Below are 18668 nucleotides of genomic sequence, written 5' to 3'. Positions count from 1 at the left end.
GCGCCCGCCTTCGCGAGCTCCAGTGCGATTTCCTTGCCGATGCCGCTTGCGGCGCCCGTGACGACTGCGGTCTTGCCATTCAGGTTGCTCATTTCGAATTTCCCGTGGTGAAAGGATTGACAGGGAGAAAGGACTACGGACGTGTTACCGAGGTTACTGAGCGAGGTAATCGTAGACGACTTCGCCGAGGCCGAGTGTCAAATCCGCGACGAGGTGGCGCGCCTCGACGATCTCGAGTACCGGCAGGTCGGCCACCGGCGCGAGTGCGTGCGGTGCCAGTTCGAGCGAGGCGGGGCCCGTCCACGCACCCTTCATCTTGATGTCCTGCATGTAGTAGCGCACCAGTTCGCATACGCGTGCGGTGCCGTCGACGTGCGGGATGATCTTGAGCAGGAAGTTCGGGCCGGCGAGACGCTTCGTTTGCTCGTCGATGTCGAGTTCCTTGTGCTTGTAGCCCATCGTGCCGGTTGCGACGCGCACCTTGCCGTAGTCGAGCGTGCCCAGGATGTGATCGGTGTTCACGTGCAGCGTGGGCGACGCGAGTTTCTTCGGGAAACCCCACAGCTCGCGGCCGCCGGCGATCGGCGGGTGATCGTCGAGATACATCGCGAGCGTGTAGCCGCCGGCCTGGCCGTTGTACTCGACGGGGATCACCTGGCCGCTTTCCGTGTAGTCGCCGAAGCCGGTCGAATCGGCCATGCGAATGAATTCGTAATGGACGAGCGGCTCGATGACCTGCAGTGGCTCGGGCACGATTTCACGCAGACGGTCCGGATCGGTGCGATACGTGATGATCAGAAACTCACGATCGACGAAACGGTACGGGCCCATCGGAAAGGCGGGGCTGGTCAACGGCATCGCAAACGCTTTCGATCGGACATCGCTGGGTTTCATGCGGACTCCTTGTTGTTGATCGCTTCGTGGATGAGTGCTCGTAAGCTCGTAATCCTATGCCTGTGCGTTGCCGTTGTGCGATGCCGCATCTGGAATTAATTGTTGCCGATTTCGAATGATTTGCAACGCAAATATTGAGGCGAACGGTGCGAACGGTATGGAGCGCATGGGGCGCTCCGATATTCTCAGGCGTCGATGACGCCACGATGTGAAAAAGGTGAGCCTTTACGGGATGGTGGGTGAGCTTTTGCGGGAGACGGTCGCGCGGAAATGTGACAATTATGTGAACTTGTGTTGCAGTGCGGGCTCTAAGCGCGTCCGCGCGCGACGTGCAGGCCCGGTCCTGATCATCGGCCGTCCGACGCATTAAGCGTTACTTAAGCGAGTGAGCACTAGCATCGTTCCACCCGGCCGGCACGCCCGGTCCAATCGTTACGCCCCAGGCAACCGCATTCATGCAGAACCTCAATCTCACCCTGTTTTCCGCCGTCAATGCCGGCGCCGTGCCGCCCCCCGGTGTTGCTCGCGTCGCGATCTTCGCCGCCGACTGGCTGGTCTATGCGCTGCCCGCGATGCTGCTGCTGACCTGGATCTTCGGCGAGCGCCCGACGCGCCGCCAGGCGATCGAAGCCGGCGTCGGCACGTGCGTGGCGCTGGCGCTCGCGCAGGTGATCGGGCATTTCTGGTTTTCGCCGCGGCCGTTCATGGCCGGTGTCGGCACGCAACTGATTCCGCATGCGCCGGACAGCTCGTTTCCGAGCGATCACATGACGTTCGCGTGGAGTCTCGCGGTCGGCATGATGCTCGCCGGCAGCACGCGGCTGAGCGGGTTCGTGATGGCCGCGATGGCCGTGGTGATTGCTTGGGGGCGCGTGTATGCGGGCGTGCACTGGCCGTTCGACATGGCCGGCGGCGTGCTGGTCGGCACCGCCGGCGCGCTGGCCGCGCATCTCTACGGACAACGCATCGTCGAGCTGCTCGAACGGATCGGCGACGTCGTGCATGCGGTGATGATGGGGCGCGAGCGAGCGCCCTGAGCGGGAGAACTACGCGGGAGAAGTACGGGCCGGACGCCGTCAACCGGGCGTCTTGGCCGCTTCAGCCGAAGCGGACGGGCCGCCGCCTGCTTCGTGCAGTTCGGGCGTCTCGCCCGGGTGCTGTGCGGCGTCACGTTCGAGTGCGCTTTCCTTCAGGATCGCGCACATCGCAACGAACAGCGCGAGGACGACGACCGCCAGGCCGCAATAGCCGGCGATCTTCAGGTTATGACGGAAAGGCGAAGCGTGGCTTTCTTTTGTCATGAACGGGCGCTCCTGGGCGGGCTGCGGCGGCTGTCGCCCGACAGCGGCGTCGCAGACATAGATATATACCAGCCGCCCCGCCGATGCCAAGCCCGCCGATGTTCGGGCTCCCGTTCGCGTCAGTCTTCCAGCGTTTCGTGCACCGCCGCTGCGCCGCGTTTCCAGTATGCCGCCGCGCGGATGCGCGACTTGTCGACGCCACGCTCGCCAGTCAGGTGCTGCCGCACCGCACGCATCGACTGCGCTTCGCCGGCCGCCCACACGTAACCGTCACCGGAGGATGGCAGCGGCAATTCGCGCACCGCATTCAGCAGCACGTCGCCGTCCGCCGCGTCGGCTTCGGCGCGAAAGCGCCAGATCTCATGCACGTCGGCACGCGTATCGAAAGTGATCTGCGCGGTGCGATCCGCGACTTCCAGCACGACTGCCGCACGCGAGCCGGCGGGCAATTGCTCGAGGCGGCGCGCGATGGCCGGCAGCGCCGTATCGTCGCCGATCAGCAGATGCCAGTCGAAATCGATCGGGACCACGAACGAACCGCGCGGGCCGCCGATACCGAGCCATTGGCCGACGCGTGCCTGCGCCGCCCACTGCGATGCGGGGCCGGGATGGTTCAGCACGAATTCCAGATCGAGTTCGCACGCGGCGCGATCGAAGCGGCGCGGCGTGAAATCGCGTGCGACCGGCTTCGGTTGGCCTTCGGGAAACTCCGGGCCATTCGCACCGAGCGTCGGCATCGCGGGCCGGTCGGCGCCGGGCGGCGGGAAAAACACCTTCACGTGATCGTCGAACGAAGACGATTCGAAGTCCGCGAGGTCGGGGCCGCCGAGGGTGACACGCAGCAGGTGCGGCGTCACCGCATGCACGCGCACGACCTGCAGCAGGCGGAACTTCAGCGTATGGCGCACGCGGGTAACGGCGCGTTCGGATAGGTTCTGCATCGATCCGTTCTCCTTGGGTGTGGACGGGCGGCGCGGGTCACGCGCCGGTGCCGCTTTCGATTTCGGCCGTCGCGCGGCGCATGATCGCCGCGATACGCCGCTGTTCGTCGGCGTCGGCGGCGCTCTTGTGGAGCAGTGCGCGCTTCAGCGCGAGACGGGCCTCGACGAACTCCGGCAGCCAGCCGGGCTGCGTTTCGTCCTGCGTTTCGCCGCCTGCCGATTCACCGGCGAACGCGCGGCGCATGAATTCCATCTTGCGTGCGAGATGCGTGAGGCGCGCGAACAGGGTGTCGACGCGCTCGCGCTGCGCATCGAGGTGCGCGCGGCCGGCGTCGGTCAGCGCGTAGCGCTTGCGGTTGCCTTCCGCCTGCGACACGACGAAGCCGACTTCCTCGAGATACGTGAGCGCCGGATACACCATGCCGGGGCTCGGGCTGTAGAAACCGTTCGAGCGCGTGTCGAGCGCCTTGATCAGTTCGTAACCGTGGCTGGGTTGCTCGGCGACCAGCGCGAGCAGCAGCAGCTGGAGATCGTCGGAGCTGAACTGGCGGCCGCGCGGCATGCCGTCGTCGCCGAAATCGCCAAAGCCGCCGCGTCCGCCGCGGCCGCCAAACGGGCCGCCGCCGAATGGGTCGTGACCGCGCCGATGGCGGCCGATTGCTTGCCAGACGCTGGCGTACCAGTCAGGGCCGGCATGCGCACCATGACCGTCGCATCGGGCATGGCCGCGGGAGGGGTTGTGTCGCATGATCGTGTCCTATGTATCGTAAAACATATCGAAAGATATATATCGAAAGATAGGGTGTCAAGGAGGATTATTGGGGAAAGATGGTCGGCGGGGGCGCGGCGGGATGTCCGTATCAGTCAACGGATACGGCCGCGTCAGGCAAAACGCGGGCGCGCATTCAGGCAATATTGCTCGGTTCAGCGCGGACGTCGTATCGCTGAAGTTGTTTCGTATTACTGAATTCGAACCGTGTGTCGCCGGATCGTTTCTTCGACACCGTGCACTTCGCTCTCGCGCTACCGGCGCGGTGTAGACATGCGTGCTTACGTGTCGCACGCGATTCAGGCCGGCGGCGAGAACCGCAAAACGCGGCGATTCGAGCCGCCGGCCTGTTGCCCAAGACTTCAGACCGCGCTGGCTGCGTCGATCTTGCGGATATCTTCATCGTCGAGCCGCACGCGGATCGCTTCTCCGAGCAATGCGAGCTGCGCGAGCGACGTCGCGCTCGCAATCGGTGCGGTGATCGTCGGTCGCGCGATCTGCCACGCGAGCGCGATCGCGGCCGGTTGCGTGCCGTGCTTCGCCGACACGTCGTCGAGCGCCGCGAGAATGCGCAGGCCGCGCGCATCGAGATAACCGGCGACGCGATCGCCGCGCACGCTCTTCTTCAGGTCGGCCTCGCTGCGGTACTTGCCCGACAGGAAGCCGCTCGCGAGCGCGTAGTAGTTGACGACGCCGAGCCTCAGGTCGCGCACGACCGGCTCGAGATCGCGCTCGTACTCGGCGCGGTCGATCAGGTTGTATTCCGGCTGGATCACCTGATACGCGGGCAGCCCGTTGCGCTTGCTGACGTCGGCGGCCTCGCGCAGGCGTGCACCGCTGTAGTTCGACGCGCCGATGATGCGCACCTTGCCCGCGTCGATCAGCGTCTGGTAAGCGGAGAGCGTTTCTTCGAGCGAGGCCGTGTCGGCGAGATCGCGGTGCGAGAAATACAGGTCGATGTAGTCGGTCTGCAGGCGGCGCAGTGAATCGTCGGCGGCCTTCAGGATGTTGTCCTTCGTCAGGCCAGCGCGCGCCGCGAGCATGCCGACCTTGGTCGCGATCACGACCTGGTCGCGCTTGCCGGAACGCTTGAGCCACTTGCCGATGATCGTTTCCGATTCGCCGCCGCTGTTGCCGGGCGCCCAGGCCGAATAGACGTCGGCCGTGTCGATGAAGTTGATGCCGGTATCGGCGAGCGCGTCGAGCAGCTCGAACGATGCGTTTTCGTCGACGGTCCAGCCGAAGACGTTGCCGCCGAAGGCGAGCGGGGAAACCTGGATGTCCGACGTGCCGAGGGTACGTAGTGCCATTTTGCTCTCCGGAATCTGGGGGTGACGGGATGGGACGACAGGATTGGCCGGGATGAATGCGACGTGAAGGCGAACGGGCGAAGCGCTTGCGCCGTTGTCGCGGACGCCGGAACATTCTCGCCGATCGAGCGGAATCGCGCAGCGGGCGCGCGGTCATGAAGACGGAGGAATTGCAGCGGACAGCGGATGTGCCGTCCGCCAGATGGATGATCGGTGCGGCTGCGTTCGATCGGGAACTGAATCTTGCGGCGTCTGGGGGAGAGACCGGCGGAGACCGGCGTATCGCACCACTTCGACGGAGCGCAACGAAAAACGGGCGGCAACGTTGCCACCCGTGATCGATCGGCGCCCTAATCCGTTACCGCAACTGCACGGCCGCCAGAAACAGCACCATGCTGCCGATCGCGCCATCGAGTACACGCCACGCAACAGCCTTGCGGAACCACGGCGCAAGCAGCCGCGCGCCATATCCAAGCCCGAGGAACCACACGACGCTGACCGACATCGCGCCGATCGCGAACGCCAGCCGCGAGCCTTCCGGCTCGCGCGCGCCGGCGGTGCCGATCAGCAGGAACGTATCGAGATACACATGCGGGTTGAGCCACGTGAATGCGAGCGTCATCAGCACGATCGCGACCGCGCTCTGCGGCGGCGGCGCGACGGTGTCGCCGCGCACGTCGAGCGTTTCGTGTCCCGGCTTGAACGCGCGGCGCAGCGCGTTGATGCCGAACCACGCGAGGTACGCGAGGCCGATGTACAGCACGACGTGGACGAAGGTCGGATAGCGTTCGACGAGGACTGACGCACCGCCGACGCCCGCGCCGATCAGGACCATGTCGGACAGCGCGCACAGCAGCACGATTTTGCCGACATGCGAGCGCATGATGCCTTGCCGGAGCACGAACGCGTTCTGCGCGCCGATGGTGACGATGAGCGACCCGCACAGGGCGGCGCCGTGGGAAAAAGCGATCCAGTTCATGATGGGGAGCGGTGAAGCAGTAGACGGGTGAATCGGTTGGCGCTAGTCTGCGGTCAGCCAGAACATAAGAGAAGCTAATTCACCTAATGCCGATTAAGGAAATCTAATGCTCGACTACGCATTGCTCGACGCTCTCGCGGCGGTGATCCGGCACGGTTCGTTCGAACGGGCGGCCAGGGAGCTGAACGTCACGCCGTCGGCGGTATCGCAGCGCGTGAAACTATTGGAAGAGCGCGTCGGCAGCGTGCTCGTCAAGCGCGGGCAGCCGTGCGTCGCGACGACGTCGGGCGCGTTGCTCTGCCGGCATACGGAGCGCGTGCAGTTGCTCGAGGCCGAACTGGGTGGCCGAATGCCTGCACTGCCGGGCCAGATCGCGAGCGCATGGCCGATGCTGCGCGTGGCCGTCAACGACGACAGCGTCGCGACCTGGTTCATCGATGCGGTCGGGCCGTTCTGCACCGAGCGCGAGACCTTGCTCGACCTCGTGATAGACGACCAGGACTACACGGCCGCGCGCATTCGCGACGGCAGCGTGCAGGGCGCGGTGACCGCGCAGGCTGAACCGATCCAGGGATGCCGGTCGACGCGGCTGGGGCGCATCCGCTATCGCGCGGTGTGTTCGCCGGCGTTTTACGACCGCTATTTCGGCGCGGGCATCACGCGCGATGCGCTGCGCCGTGCGCCGTGCGTCATGTTCAATCCGAAGGACGGTTTGCAGGCGCGCTTCATCCGGCGCGTGACGCGCGCGGATCTCGATCCGCCGCAACACTGGATCCCGCACGTCGCGGGTTACCTGCGTGCATGCGAAACGGGGTTGGGATGGGGGATGTGCCCGGACCGGATGGTCGATCGCCAGCTGGCGGCGGGCGAACTGGTCGACATGTCGCGCGGGCGGACCGTCGATATCGACCTGTACTGGCAGAGCTGGCGCCTGTCGATCGGTTGGCTCGACGATTTCAGCGCGGCGCTGAAGGCGCGCGCCGCGCTGTTTCTCGACTGATCGAAGCGGGCGCGGCGGACGGTGGCGGGCGGCGGCGCGCAGGCTACGCGCCGCGCGGGGTCAGACGTGGTGCAGGCCGTCGAAGTCGACGATCTGTACGAGGCGGCCGTGCATTTCGATCAGGCCGCGCTTCTGGAACTTCGACAGCGTGCGGCTGACCGTTTCGAGCGTCATGCCGAGGTAGCTGCCGATGTCTTCGCGCGTCATCCGCAGGTTGAATTCCGACGGCGAGTAGCCGCGCTTCAGGTAGCGCGACGACACGTCGAGCAGGAACGCGGCGACGCGCTCTTCGGCGTTCAGCGAGCCGAGCAGCATGGTTTGTGACGTTTCGCGCACGATCTGCTCGCTCATCAGCTTGTGCATGCGCAACTGCATCGTGCCGGCTTCCGAGCACAGCGACTTGAGCGCGCTGTACGGAATCACGCAGACCGAGCTGTCTTCCAGCGCAACCGCGGTGCGCGGGTGCGTGTCGTCGCAGATGCCGTCGAGGCCGAGCGCTTCGCCCGCGAGGTGCAGACCGGTGACCTGCTCGCGGCCGTCGTGGCGCGTGGCGACGGTTTTCAGTGAACCCGAGCGCACGGCGTACAGGTTGTCGAAGGTGTCGCCTTCGCGGAACAGCGCTTCGCCGCGCTTGACCGGGCGCGCCGCGCAGATGACCGATTCGAGGCGGCTGAGCGCTTCGGGTGCGAGGCCCTGCGGCATGCACAGGTGCCGCATTGCGCACGACGAGCAGTGCGGGGCCTGACGGGGAGCCCAGTTGCCTGCATGGGACGAGGCGGCGGGACGTGTGGCGACGGGCGTCAACATGATCGTTTGCTCCAGCGTTGAATCGACCGAATCATTGTCCCACCGCAAGTTGCCGCTGTCGGGTGACAAAACGTCGCGACCGCGCGCAGATGTCGCGGGCATCGTAGCGGCATGCAAGCATGCCGTTGCGTGTGCGCGCCGCGACGCGCACGCTGATGCCGGTGCCGCTCAACCTTCCTGATCGTCCGCATGCGCGGCGGCCGGGATCAGCAGCACGGGCAGCGTCGCATGCCGCACGCACTGTTCGGCGATGCTGCCGAGCACGAGGCGACGGAACCCGCGGCGGCCGTGCGTGCCGAGCACGAGGAGGTCGGCGCCGAACGCTTTCGCACCGTCGAGGATCAGCGTCGACACGTCGGTGAGCGACGACGCCTCGCTCGTCAGCGTCTCGCCCTTCACGCCTGCCGCCTGCATCAGCTTCTTGAACTCCGCCGCGAGCGCATTGCCTTGCGCGATGAGCTGGTCGCGCAGCACGGATGGATCGTAGCCCGGCACGTTGTAGTAGATCGCGGCGTTCTCGACGACGTAGAGCGGTTGCAGCTCGGCACCGTGCTCCTTCGCGAGCGCGAGGGCGGCATCGAACGCGTGGCGGGCTGTGTCGCTGCCGTCGATGGCAACCAGAATGCGCTTGTACATGGTGTCTCCAAGTGGCGGGTTGAATGGAAGTCGGCCGAACGGCCGAGCAGGCCGTGCGTCGCTGCGAGGCAGGGTAAACCAACGGCCGGGACTTTGCAGCGACGTGCCGGTCGTCGCGAGTGTGCATTGAATATCATCCGTATCGCGACGACGTGACTTCGATCAACGCCGATGCATCGACGTCGCGAAACCCGACTGTCGACCCGAACCCGGCGCCGATATCGATTCCAGCACCGATTCGGAGGACCGCCGCGCGAACCCGCACGTCGCTCCGCCGCCATCGGCCGTCGGCCTCGCCTCGACCCGCCAAACGAACGATCGATTCAAACGCCGCGCGCGTCACCGCGGCACGGCCGTGATTTCGATCACCCGTTCCGGCCGGCGTCCATGACCGGGCCAGTACGCGCTGCCGTACATCCGGTGAACCGGGCCGTACAGCGCGTCGCCCGCGTGCGACGGCGCGTCGAACCCCTTCTCGATCACCATGTAGCCGTCACGCAGCGCGAACGCCGGATGGTTGCCGCCCGGCCGGCTGTCGAAGCCGGCGAAGCCGTCGCCGGCCTCGGGCATCGCGTTGACGAGCGACGCGTTGCTGCCCGTGATCTGGTCGGGCGAGAAGGCGCCGCCGCTCGCGAGACGCGCGGCCTCGCGATTCTTGCCGTCGGTGTCGACGGTGCTGTCGTGCGTGTCGTCGTTGTCGAGTTCGATGCTGCGCGGATGCGCGGTGTGCGCTTGAGCTGACGTTCCCATCACGGCTCTCCTGGCGGCGAAGCGCTCCGGATCGAAGCAAATCCCGTTCCGGGCAAGACGGGAAAAAGGCGCGCGAGCGATCGCCGCGGTGGTGTGGCGCGCGCTGATTTGTCATGATTTATTTCAGCTAGAACACCCGTTTTCTACAGAGTATGATTCATTTCCTGCGAAGCGGCGACAGGGGATGCGGTCTTGCCGCCTCTGCCCGCACCGGGGGCACCGCAGCACCCTTAAGACGGGTAGTGAACAACAAATCAAGGGACTAGAGGTGGCGGATTCATGCAAGCGACTACTGCTTTCACGCACCGCGGTTATCTGTTGAATTGCGCGCCCGCGCGCGCCAGCGACGGGTCGTTCAAACCCTACGTCGTGATCTCCAGATCGAGCGACGGGGAACTCGTCGCGAACCGTTTTTTCCCGACCGAGCTCCAGTTCAACGACGAAGGTGACGCGATCGCGCACGCGCGCGACTGGGCCGTGCGCTGGATCGACGCGAGCAGTATTACGATCTGACGCCGTCGCGCGGCGGTGGCATCGTCCGTCCGGCCGATCCCCCGACGTGCCGCTGCCGATCGAAAACGCGGTAATCTTCTGGAACCCGTCACTTTATTTGCGGCCGTGCGATCGAGCGCGGCCGCCTGCATTGGCATATGTCGACATCACCCGCCCGTCAGTGGGGCCTCGAAGAAATCGTTGCCGGCTTGCGCGAATCGCGCGAGGAACTTCATCGCACGCGTCATCCGCGCGGCATCCGCGAGCTGCCGTCGCGCGACGCGATCTGCAAGATCGTCACCGGCCTGCGCGCGTCGATGTTTCCGACGCACTACGGCGCGCCGGATCTGACCGATGAAAGCGTCGACTACTACGTCGGCCACACGCTCGAAAGCACGCTGCGGATCCTCTCGGAACAGATCCGCCGCGCGCTGCCGTTCCTGCCCGAGCATGCGGACACGCCGTTCGCCGAACTCGACGAGCGCGCGTTCGAGATCGCGCGCGAGTTCGGCCGGCAGTTGCCGGCGGTTCGCGCGCTGCTGGTCAGCGACATCCAGGCTGCCTACGCGGGCGATCCGGCCGCGCAGCACATCACCGAGATCCTGCTGTGCTACCCCGGCGTGCTCGCGATGATGCACCATCGGCTCGCGCACGCGCTGCACCAACTCGGTGTGCCGCTGCTCGCGCGCTTCATCAATGAAATCGCGCACTCGGCCACCGGCATCGACATTCACCCGGGCGCGCAGATCGGCCCGAGCTTCTTCATCGACCACGGCACCGGCGTCGTGATCGGCGAAACCGCGATCATCGGCGAGCGCGTGCGCGTGTACCAGGCCGTCACGCTCGGCGCGAAGAGCTTCCCGGCCGATGGTGACGGCGCGCTGGTGAAGGGCAACGCGCGGCATCCGATCGTCGAGGACGACGTGGTGATCTACGCGGGCGCGACGATTCTCGGCCGCGTGACGATCGGGCGCGGCTCGGTGATCGGCGGCAACGTGTGGCTTACGCACAGCGTGCCGCCCGGCACGAGCGTCGCGCAGGGCAAGGTCCGCGAAGGCGGTAGCGCCGAGAAGCCGTGACGCGGCGCGCGAACGGCGCAATGGTCGTTCGCGCAGCGCAGGTGCAGGCGTGCGCCGATGCCCGCACACCGGTGTGCGAAGGGCACACACGGCTACCGCCGAACATACCGTTCGTCAGTGTTTGCCGGCCGGCGAGCGATGCTTGTACAGCACGTCCTGGTCGACGCGGATCAGGTTCTGCCCCGCATCTACGACGAAATCCACACCGTTGTACGCGCTGCCCGTCAGCAGCAGGATCGCGCCCGCGACGTCGTCGGGGCCGGCGATGCGCGCGAGCGGCGTCGATGCGCGGCTCGCGTGTTCGAAGTCGGCCTGCGTCTGGTCGTCGCTCGGCAGCATCAGCCCGGGGAACACCGCGTTCACGCGCAGCACCGGCGACGACGACAGCGCGAGCATCTGCGTGAGGTTGCCGAGCGCGGCCTTCGCGACCGTGTAGCTGAAATGGTCGCGGTGGAAGTTTTCCTTGATCTTCTGGTCGACCACGTTGACGACGACGCCCTGCGTGCCGGCCGCGCGGGCCCGTTCGTAGAATGCACGCGTGAGCAGGATCGGCGCGCGGCAGTTGACGGCCCACGCCTGGTCGAATGCCGCGAGGTCGAAGCTCGGGAAATGATCCTGCCAGAACACTGACGCGTTGTTGACCAGCACGTCGAGGCGGCCGAAGCGCGCATACACCTGGTCGATCAGCGCGGTGATCTGCCCGGCATCCGACAGGTCGGCCTGCAGCGCGACCGAATCGTGCCCGCTCTCGGCGATCGCGCGGGCCGCCGCCTGCGCGGCATCGGCCGAACGGTCGTAGTGCACCGCGGTGCGATAGCCGTGCGCGGCGAAATACTCGGCGAACGCGCGCCCGGCCCGGCGCGCGGCGCCGGTCACGAGCACGACCGGCGCGTCTGCCGCTTGCTTCGTGGACTGCATTACGTATTCGTCAGGTTGACTGAAGAAGGATTCGCGACGATCGACAGGAATTCGCGCCGCGTGGACGGATCGGTGCGGAACGTGCCGAGCATGCGCGACGTGACCATCTCGACGCCCGGCTTGTGCACGCCGCGCGTCGAGATGCACTGATGCGCGGCTTCGAGGATCACGCCGACGCCCTTCGGCTGCAGCACGTCGAACAGCGTGTCGGCGATCTGCACGGTCATCTTTTCCTGGATCTGCAGGCGCTTCGCGAACGCGTCGACGAGGCGCGCGAGCTTGGAGATGCCGACGACGCGATGGTTCGGCAGATACGCGACGTGCGCGCGGCCGATGATCGGCACCATGTGGTGCTCGCAGTAGCTCTCGAAGCGGATGTCCTTCAGCACGATCATTTCGTCGTAGCCGTCGACTTCGCTGAACGTGCGCGCGAGGATGTCGCGCGGCTCCAGCGCATAGCCGGCGAAGAACTGTTCATATGCCCGCACGACGCGTGCCGGCGTGTCGAGCAGGCCTTCGCGGGCGGGATCGTCGCCGGCCCAGCGCAGCAGCACGCGAACGGCATCCTCGGCTTCTTCCCGACTCGGCCGGGATGCGGCCGGCTCGGGCCGCGCGGATTTTTTACCCATCTAGTCACTCCATCGAATGCGGCCGCCTGCGGCGGCGCGGATATCCGGGCATTGTTTCATGCTTTCGCGGGTCGTGCGTGCGGCCTGCCGCACACCCTGCATCACTTCGGCCATTCGTCCTGCTCGTCGTTGAACAACGACGCGACGACGCCGCGCAGCCACGCCGTGCGCGGATCGTTGTGGAACTTGCGGTGCCAGTGCTGCTTCAGGTCGAAGCGCGGCAGCGGCAACGGCGGCTCGACCGGCACGATGAACGCATGCTCGGCCGCATAGGCATAGCCGATCGCATGCGGCACCGTCGCGATCAGGTCAGTGCGGCTCAGGATGAACGGCAGGCTCATGAAGTGCGGCGTCTCGAGCACCGCGCGGCGGTGCATGCGCTGCTTCGCGAGGTATTTCTCGAGCACCTCCTGGCTGCGCCCCTCGGCGCGCACCACCGCATGGCCGCACGCGAGGAACTGCTCGGCCGTGAACGGGCGCGCCTGTTCGAGCGGATGGCCGCGCCGCATCAGGCAGACGAACCGGTGCGTGAACAGACGCTGCTGGAAGAAGTTGTTGCCGTCGAGATCGGGGAAGTAGCCCACCGCGAGATCGATCGAGCCGGCTTCGAGGCCGCGGCCGACTTCGTCGTGCGCGAGCGAGACCGAGCGCAGGTTCGCGTGCGGCGCGCGCGTCGCGAACGCCTGCAGCAGCTTCGGCAGGAACACGATCTCGCCGACGTCCGACAGCGCGATCGAGAACGTATGCGTGCTCGCCGCCGGATCGAAGTCATGCGGCGCGACGAGGCCGCGCTCGATCTGCGCGAGCGCATCGCGCGCGGCCGGCAGCAGCGCGAGCGCGCGCGGCGTCGGCTCCATGCCGCGCGACGTGCGCACGAACAACGGATCGCCGAAATACTCGCGCAGGCGGCCGAGCGCGGTGCTCACGCGCGGCTGGCTCACGCCGAGCAGGTCGCCGGCGCGGCTGACGTTGCGCGTGTCGTCGAGCGCGACGAGGTAGGGAATCAGGTTCAGATCGAGCGCATCCATCGTGAGGCCGGTATCCGGGAAACGTATACAACTTATCTCCAAAATCGCATTGCCGCATAGTCGGGAAAGCGCTCAAATGGGCTCCATTATTCGAACCAATGTTCAGGAGACGAACAATGCGCACCCAGGTCGCCATCATCGGCGCCGGTCCGTCCGGCCTTTTGCTTTCCCATCTGCTGCGCCTGCAAGGCGTCGATTCCATCCTCGTCGAAGCGCGTTCGCGCGAATACTGCGAGAACCGCATCCGCGCCGGCGTGCTGGAGCAGGGCACCGTCGACACGCTGAACGAAGCCGGCCTCGGCGAGCGGATGCGCCGCGAAGGGCTCGAACATCACGGTATCGAGCTGCTGTTCTCCGGTCAGCGCCATCGCATCGACCTGAGCGCGCTCACCGGCGGGCGCGCGATCACCGTCTATAGCCAGCATGAAGTCGTGCGCGACCTGATCGCGGCCGGCGACGCGCATGGGCACCAGATGCATTTCGAAGTCAGCGAAGTCGCGCTGCACGATATCGAAAGCGAGCACCCGTTCGTCACGTTCAAGCATGCGGACGGCCGCGCGGACCGCATCGACTGCGACTACATCGCCGGCTGCGACGGCTTCCACGGCATCGCACGGCAGACGATTCCCGCCGAGCGGCTGAACACGTTCGAGCGCGTCTATCCGTTCGCGTGGCTCGGCATCCTCGCCGACGCGGCGCCGTCGCTCGACGAGCTCGTCTACGCCCATCACGACAACGGCTTCGCACTGTTCTCGATGCGTTCGCCGACGGTCACGCGCCTCTACCTGCAGTGCAAGCCCGACGAGGACCTCGCGGAATGGTCCGACGCGCGGATCTGGGACGAACTGCACACGCGCTTTTCGAACGACACCGGCTGGACGCCGACCGAGGGCCGGATCACGCAGAAGAGCGTGACGCCGATGCGCAGTTTCGTGTCGGAGACGATGCAGCACGGCCGCCTGTTCCTCGCGGGCGATGCCGCGCACATCGTGCCGCCGACCGGCGCGAAGGGGATGAACCTCGCGGTGGCCGACGTCCGCGCGCTGTCCCGCGCGCTCGGCGCGCGCTATCGCAGCGGCGACGCGACGCCGCTCGAGCGCTATTCCGCGACCTGCCTCGAACGCGTGTGGCGCGCCGAGCATTTCTCGTACTTCATGACGAACATGCTGCACTCGTCGCCGGAGGACTCGCCGTTCGTCAATCGCCTGAAGTTTGCCGAGCTGAAGTACGTGACGCGCTCGCGGGCCGCCGCGCAATCGCTCGCCGAAAACTACGTCGGCCTGCCGTTCGACGACCAGACACCCCCCGAGGGATCCCGCCTTGACAACGCGCTGTGCGCGACTCTATGATCGGCCCATCGTTCGCTAATCGAATATGGGTTCGAATAGCGAACAAATGCCGAAGGTCGACGACGGCCTTCGACGCGGCACGCGACACGCGCGTGTCCCCTCGACAGGCCGCGCATCGTGCCGCGGGTTCGTATCAGGAAGAGACATGGTCAACAAGATTTTCGAATCGCTTCAATCGGCGGTCGCGGACGTCCACGACGGCGCGACCATCATGATCGGCGGTTTCGGTACGGCAGGCATGCCGTCCGAACTGATCGACGCGCTGATCGAGCAGGGCGCGCGCGGCCTGACGATCGTCAACAACAACGCGGGCAACGGCGAGACAGGTCTCGCGGCGCTGCTCAAGGCGAAGCGGGTGCGCAAGATCATCTGCTCGTTCCCGCGCCAGAGCGACTCGCAGGTGTTCGACGCGCTGTACCGTGCGGGCGAAATCGAGCTGGAGCTCGTGCCGCAGGGCAACCTCGCGGAGCGCATCCGCGCGGCGGGCGCCGGCATCGGCGGCTTCTTCACGCCGACGGGCTTCGGCACGAAGCTCGCGGAAGGCAAGGAAACGCGCGTGATCGACGGCAAGTCGTACGTGTTCGAGACGCCGATCCACGCCGATTTCGCGCTGGTGAAGGCGTACAAGGGCGATCGCTGGGGCAACCTCGTGTATCGCAAGACCGCGCGCAACTTCGGGCCGATCATGGCCAGCGCCGCGAAGGTTGCGATCGTGCAGGTGTCGGAAGTCGTGCCGCTCGGCGGGCTGAACCCGGAACACATCGTGACGCCGGGCATTTTCGTGCAGCGCGTCGTCGAAGTGCCGCAGGCCGCGCATGCGGCCGAGCTGGCCGCCGAACGTGCATCGCAAGCCGCCTGACAGCCTGAGGAGACCCGAAATGAAACGACTGACCCGCGATGAAATGGCCAAGCGCGTCGCCCAGGACATCCCCGAAGGCGCTTACGTGAACCTCGGCATCGGCGTGCCGACGCTGGTGGCGAACCACCTCGATCCGAGCAAGGAGATCTTCCTGCACAGCGAGAACGGCCTGCTCGGCATGGGCCCGGCGCCCGCGCCCGGCGAGGAAGACGACGAGCTGATCAACGCCGGCAAGCAGCACGTGACGCTGCTCACCGGCGGCGCCTATTTCCACCACTCGGATTCGTTCGCGATGATGCGCGGCGGCCACCTCGACTACTGCGTGCTCGGCGCGTTCCAGGTGTCGGCGAACGGCGACCTCGCGAACTGGCATACGGGTGCGCCCGATGCGATCCCGGCCGTCGGCGGCGCGATGGACCTCGCGATCGGCGCGAAGCAGGTGTTCGTGATGATGGAGCACCTGACGAAGCAGGGCGAGAGCAAGATCGTCGCGCAGTGCTCGTACCCGGTCACCGGCGTGCAATGCGTGAGCCGTATCTATACGGATCTCGCCGTGCTCGACGTGACGGCGGACGGCCTCGCGGTGAGCGAGATCTTCACCGACCTGTCGTTCGACGAACTGCAGAAGCTGACCGGCGTGCCGCTGATCGACGCGACGCGCAAGGCCGCGGCCTGAACGGCAAGCGTGCCGGCGCGCGCGATCGCGCGCACGCCGGCACGCTTGGGTAGACAATAGGCGCACGCCGTTTCCCCAATCTGATGCCATGCTCGAAGACAGCGCCCGCCTGACCTCTCTCATTTGCGGCACCGAGCCGCTCAACCGGATCTGGTCGCCGCGCGCGACGATCCAGCGGATGCTCGACGTCGAAGCCGCGCTCGCGCGTGCGCTCGCCGCGCGGCAGGTGATTCCCGCCGCCGCGGTCGCGCCGATCGAACGCGCGTGCGACGCCGGCCGGCTCGACGCCGACGCGCTCGCGCACGGTGCGGCGCTCGGCGGCAATCTCGCCATTCCGCTCGTCAAGCAGCTCACCGCCCAGGTGAAGGCCGACGACCCCGAGGCCGCGAAGTTCGTGCACTGGGGCGCGACGAGCCAGGACATCATCGATACCGCGACGGTGCTGCAGCTGCGCGACACGCTCGACGTGCTCGAGCCGCTGCTCGACGAAGCGTGCGCGTCGCTCGCGATGCTCGCGCGCGCCCATCGCGCGACGCCGATGATCGGCCGCACGTGGCTGCAGCAGGCGCTGCCGATCACGCTCGGCCTGAAATTCGCGCAATGGCTCGACGCGCTGCTGCGCCATCGCGCGCGCTTCGCCGAATTGCGCGAGCGCGCGCTGGTGCTGCAGTTCGGCGGCGCCGCCGGCACGCTGGCGAGCTTGCGTGAGCAGGCGGCCGGCGTGAGCGCCGCGCTCGCGGCCGACCTGAAGCTGGCACTGCCGGCCGTGCCGTGGCATACGCAGCGCGACCGCATCGCGGAAGCCGCGTCGTGCTTCGGGATGCTGACCGGCACGCTCGGCAAGATCGCGCGCGACGTGTCGCTGCAGATGCAGACCGAAGTCGGCGAGCTCGGCGAACCGGCAGCCGCCGGCAAGGGCGGCTCGTCGACGATGCCGCACAAACGCAACCCCGTCGGCTGTGCGGCCGTGCTGACCGCCGCGGTGCGCGCGCCGAACCTCGTCGCGACCGTGTTTGCCGGGATGGTCCAGGAGCACGAGCGCGCGCTCGGCGGCTGGCAGGCCGAATGGGATGCGCTGCCCGACCTCGCGCGCCTGACCGGCGGCGCGCTCGCGCAGATCGCGCAGATCGTCGCGGGCCTCGACGTGAACACCGAACGCCTCGCCGCGAACCTCGACCTGACGCACGGGCTGATCCTCGGCGAAGCCGTGATGCTCGCACTCGGCGACCGGATCGGGCGCCTCGATGCGCATCATGTCGTCGAGCATGCGTCGAAGGAAGCCGTGCGCACCGGCGCGACGCTGTTCGACGTGCTCGCCGCCGATCCGACCGTATCCGCCCATCTGTCGCGCGACGCGCTCGCGCGGCTGCTCGATCCCGCACATTATGTCGGCGAGGCGCAGGCCTACGTCGACGCTGTGCTCGCGCTGCACGCGGGCACGACACAACCAGGAGAACACTGATGCCTTTCGCCACAGTCAACGGCGTGAAACTGCATTACCGGATCGACCGTGCCGCGCGCGACGACGCGCCGTGGCTCGTCTTCTCGAACTCGCTCGGCGCCGACCTGCAGATGTGGGCACCGCAGATTCGCCCGCTCACGCAGCACTTCAACATCCTGCGCTACGACACGCGCGGCCACGGCCATTCCGAAGCACCGGCCGGCTCGTACACGATCGACCAGCTCGCGGGCGACGTGATCGGCCTGCTCGACCACGTCGGCATCGATCGCGCGTACTTCTGCGGGATTTCGATGGGCGGCCTGACCGGTGCCGCGCTCGCCGCGCGCTTCCCGTCGCGCATCGCGCGCGCCGTGCTGTCGAACACCGCCGCGAAGATCGGCTCGCCGGAAGTGTGGGCGCCGCGCGCGCAGAAGGCGCGTGCGGAAGGGATGGCCGCGCTGGCCGACGCCGTGCTGCCGCGCTGGTTCACCGACGCGTTCGTCGCTCACGAGCCGCGCCTGTTCGACGCGATCCGCGACACCTTCGTGCATACCGACAAGGACGGTTACGCGGCGAACTGCGACGCGCTGAACGCGGCCGACCTGCGCGAGGAAGTGAAGGGCATCGCGCTGCCGGTGCTCGTCGTGACCGGCGCGAAGGACATGTCGACGCCGCCCGACCAGGGCCGTGCGCTGGCCGCCGCGATTCCCGGCGCGCGTCACGTCGAATTCGACGCCGCGCACATTTCGAACATCGAGTGCACCGACGGCTTCAACCGCGCGCTGCTCGACTTCCTGACCGCGTGAGGCA

22 protein-coding genes are annotated in these 18668 nt (G+C 66.8%); 9 read left to right on the top strand and 13 right to left on the bottom strand.

The features are described 5' to 3' along the window. Nucleotides 1–92 (bottom strand): SDR family NAD(P)-dependent oxidoreductase (locus tag DIE11_RS24870; protein ID WP_124488979.1); only part of this gene is annotated, 92 nt, incomplete at its 3' end. Between the two features lie 61 nt (nt 93–153). Beyond that, nucleotides 154–894 (bottom strand): acetoacetate decarboxylase, encoded by a 741-nt coding sequence (locus DIE11_RS24865; RefSeq protein ID WP_124627802.1) that lies wholly within the window; start codon nt 892–894, stop codon nt 154–156. 455 nt (nt 895–1349) lie between these two features. Here DIE11_RS24865 and DIE11_RS24855 point away from each other — a divergent pair, with 455 nt between their 5' ends. Next, on the top strand, nt 1350–1931 hold the full coding sequence (locus tag DIE11_RS24855; protein WP_124627801.1) for a phosphatase PAP2 family protein: 582 nt from the start codon (nt 1350–1352) through the stop codon (nt 1929–1931). 39 nt (nt 1932–1970) lie between these two features. Here the strand turns inward: DIE11_RS24855 and DIE11_RS24850 are convergent, their stop codons facing one another. The 5 genes from DIE11_RS24850 to DIE11_RS24830 form a co-directional block, all read right to left on the bottom strand. Continuing rightward, nucleotides 1971–2195, bottom strand: coding sequence for a hypothetical protein (locus DIE11_RS24850; RefSeq protein ID WP_059605810.1), 225 nt, complete (start codon nt 2193–2195; stop codon nt 1971–1973). Nucleotides 2196–2314: 119 nt separating this feature from the next. Then, the gene (locus DIE11_RS24845) at nt 2315–3136 is read right to left on the bottom strand and encodes a siderophore-interacting protein (protein ID WP_124627799.1); all 822 of its coding nucleotides are present in this window, start codon (nt 3134–3136) and stop codon (nt 2315–2317) included. A gap of 37 nt (nt 3137–3173) precedes the next feature. After that, nucleotides 3174–3884: a PadR family transcriptional regulator gene (locus DIE11_RS24840; protein ID WP_124627797.1), complete on the bottom strand. Its 711-nt coding sequence runs from the start codon at nt 3882–3884 to the stop codon at nt 3174–3176. A 383-nt stretch (nt 3885–4267) separates the two neighbouring features. Next, entirely contained in the window at nt 4268–5215 is a 948-nt protein-coding gene (locus tag DIE11_RS24835; RefSeq protein ID WP_124627795.1) for an aldo/keto reductase, read from the bottom strand. A gap of 358 nt (nt 5216–5573) precedes the next feature. Beyond that, on the bottom strand, nt 5574–6194 hold the full coding sequence (locus tag DIE11_RS24830; RefSeq protein WP_124627793.1) for a LysE/ArgO family amino acid transporter: 621 nt from the start codon (nt 6192–6194) through the stop codon (nt 5574–5576). A gap of 106 nt (nt 6195–6300) precedes the next feature. On the opposite strand from DIE11_RS24830, the gene DIE11_RS24825 reads away from it, so the two are divergent. Next, nucleotides 6301–7194: a LysR family transcriptional regulator ArgP gene (locus DIE11_RS24825; protein ID WP_059598694.1), complete on the top strand. Its 894-nt coding sequence runs from the start codon at nt 6301–6303 to the stop codon at nt 7192–7194. A 60-nt stretch (nt 7195–7254) separates the two neighbouring features. Here DIE11_RS24825 and fnr read toward each other — a convergent pair whose 3' ends face one another. The 3 genes from fnr to DIE11_RS24810 form a co-directional block, all read right to left on the bottom strand. Continuing rightward, the gene (fnr, locus tag DIE11_RS24820; RefSeq protein ID WP_059447453.1) at nt 7255–8001 is read right to left on the bottom strand and encodes a fumarate/nitrate reduction transcriptional regulator Fnr; all 747 of its coding nucleotides are present in this window, start codon (nt 7999–8001) and stop codon (nt 7255–7257) included. 168 nt (nt 8002–8169) lie between these two features. Next, on the bottom strand, nt 8170–8637 hold the full coding sequence (locus DIE11_RS24815; RefSeq protein ID WP_124627791.1) for a universal stress protein: 468 nt from the start codon (nt 8635–8637) through the stop codon (nt 8170–8172). Between the two features lie 339 nt (nt 8638–8976). Continuing rightward, nucleotides 8977–9387: a DUF3005 domain-containing protein gene (locus DIE11_RS24810; protein WP_059598697.1), complete on the bottom strand. Its 411-nt coding sequence runs from the start codon at nt 9385–9387 to the stop codon at nt 8977–8979. 279 nt (nt 9388–9666) lie between these two features. Here DIE11_RS24810 and DIE11_RS24805 point away from each other — a divergent pair, with 279 nt between their 5' ends. After that, nucleotides 9667–9900, top strand: a complete 234-nt coding sequence (locus DIE11_RS24805; protein WP_011659947.1) for a hypothetical protein — start codon at nt 9667–9669, stop codon at nt 9898–9900. Between the two features lie 137 nt (nt 9901–10037). Next, on the top strand, nt 10038–10958 hold the full coding sequence (gene epsC, locus DIE11_RS24800; RefSeq protein ID WP_059533573.1) for a serine O-acetyltransferase EpsC: 921 nt from the start codon (nt 10038–10040) through the stop codon (nt 10956–10958). A 114-nt stretch (nt 10959–11072) separates the two neighbouring features. Here epsC and DIE11_RS24790 read toward each other — a convergent pair whose 3' ends face one another. The 3 genes from DIE11_RS24790 to DIE11_RS24780 form a co-directional block, all read right to left on the bottom strand. Beyond that, nucleotides 11073–11876, bottom strand: a complete 804-nt coding sequence (locus DIE11_RS24790) for an SDR family oxidoreductase (RefSeq protein WP_124627789.1) — start codon at nt 11874–11876, stop codon at nt 11073–11075. Beyond that, entirely contained in the window at nt 11876–12505 is a 630-nt protein-coding gene (gene folE / locus DIE11_RS24785) for a GTP cyclohydrolase I FolE (protein ID WP_048250599.1), read from the bottom strand. Before folE ends, DIE11_RS24790 begins: the two co-directional genes overlap by 1 nt. Before the next feature lie 101 nt (nt 12506–12606). After that, on the bottom strand, nt 12607–13533 hold the full coding sequence (locus DIE11_RS24780; RefSeq protein ID WP_059598699.1) for a LysR family transcriptional regulator: 927 nt from the start codon (nt 13531–13533) through the stop codon (nt 12607–12609). Between the two features lie 116 nt (nt 13534–13649). On the opposite strand from DIE11_RS24780, the gene pobA reads away from it, so the two are divergent. The 5 genes from pobA (at nt 13650) to pcaD (ending at nt 18664) form a co-directional block, all read left to right on the top strand. Beyond that, the gene (gene pobA, locus DIE11_RS24775; RefSeq protein WP_059598700.1) at nt 13650–14882 is read left to right on the top strand and encodes a 4-hydroxybenzoate 3-monooxygenase; all 1233 of its coding nucleotides are present in this window, start codon (nt 13650–13652) and stop codon (nt 14880–14882) included. Nucleotides 14883–15027: 145 nt separating this feature from the next. Then, nucleotides 15028–15741, top strand: coding sequence for a 3-oxoacid CoA-transferase subunit A (locus tag DIE11_RS24770; protein WP_014900666.1), 714 nt, complete (start codon nt 15028–15030; stop codon nt 15739–15741). Between the two features lie 19 nt (nt 15742–15760). Next, on the top strand, nt 15761–16417 hold the full coding sequence (locus DIE11_RS24765) for a CoA transferase subunit B (RefSeq protein ID WP_012365076.1): 657 nt from the start codon (nt 15761–15763) through the stop codon (nt 16415–16417). Between the two features lie 88 nt (nt 16418–16505). After that, entirely contained in the window at nt 16506–17879 is a 1374-nt protein-coding gene (locus DIE11_RS24760) for a 3-carboxy-cis,cis-muconate cycloisomerase (RefSeq protein WP_124627787.1), read from the top strand. Continuing rightward, nucleotides 17879–18664: a 3-oxoadipate enol-lactonase gene (gene pcaD / locus DIE11_RS24755; protein WP_124627785.1), complete on the top strand. Its 786-nt coding sequence runs from the start codon at nt 17879–17881 to the stop codon at nt 18662–18664. The genes DIE11_RS24760 and pcaD overlap by 1 nt, the downstream gene beginning before the upstream one ends. The last annotated feature ends 4 nt before the right edge of the window (nt 18665–18668 follow it).

Source organism: Burkholderia sp. Bp9012 (assembly GCF_003853825.1).
Lineage (GTDB): Bacteria > Pseudomonadota > Gammaproteobacteria > Burkholderiales > Burkholderiaceae > Burkholderia > Burkholderia diffusa.
This window is presented reverse-complemented; position numbering and strand designations above follow the sequence as displayed.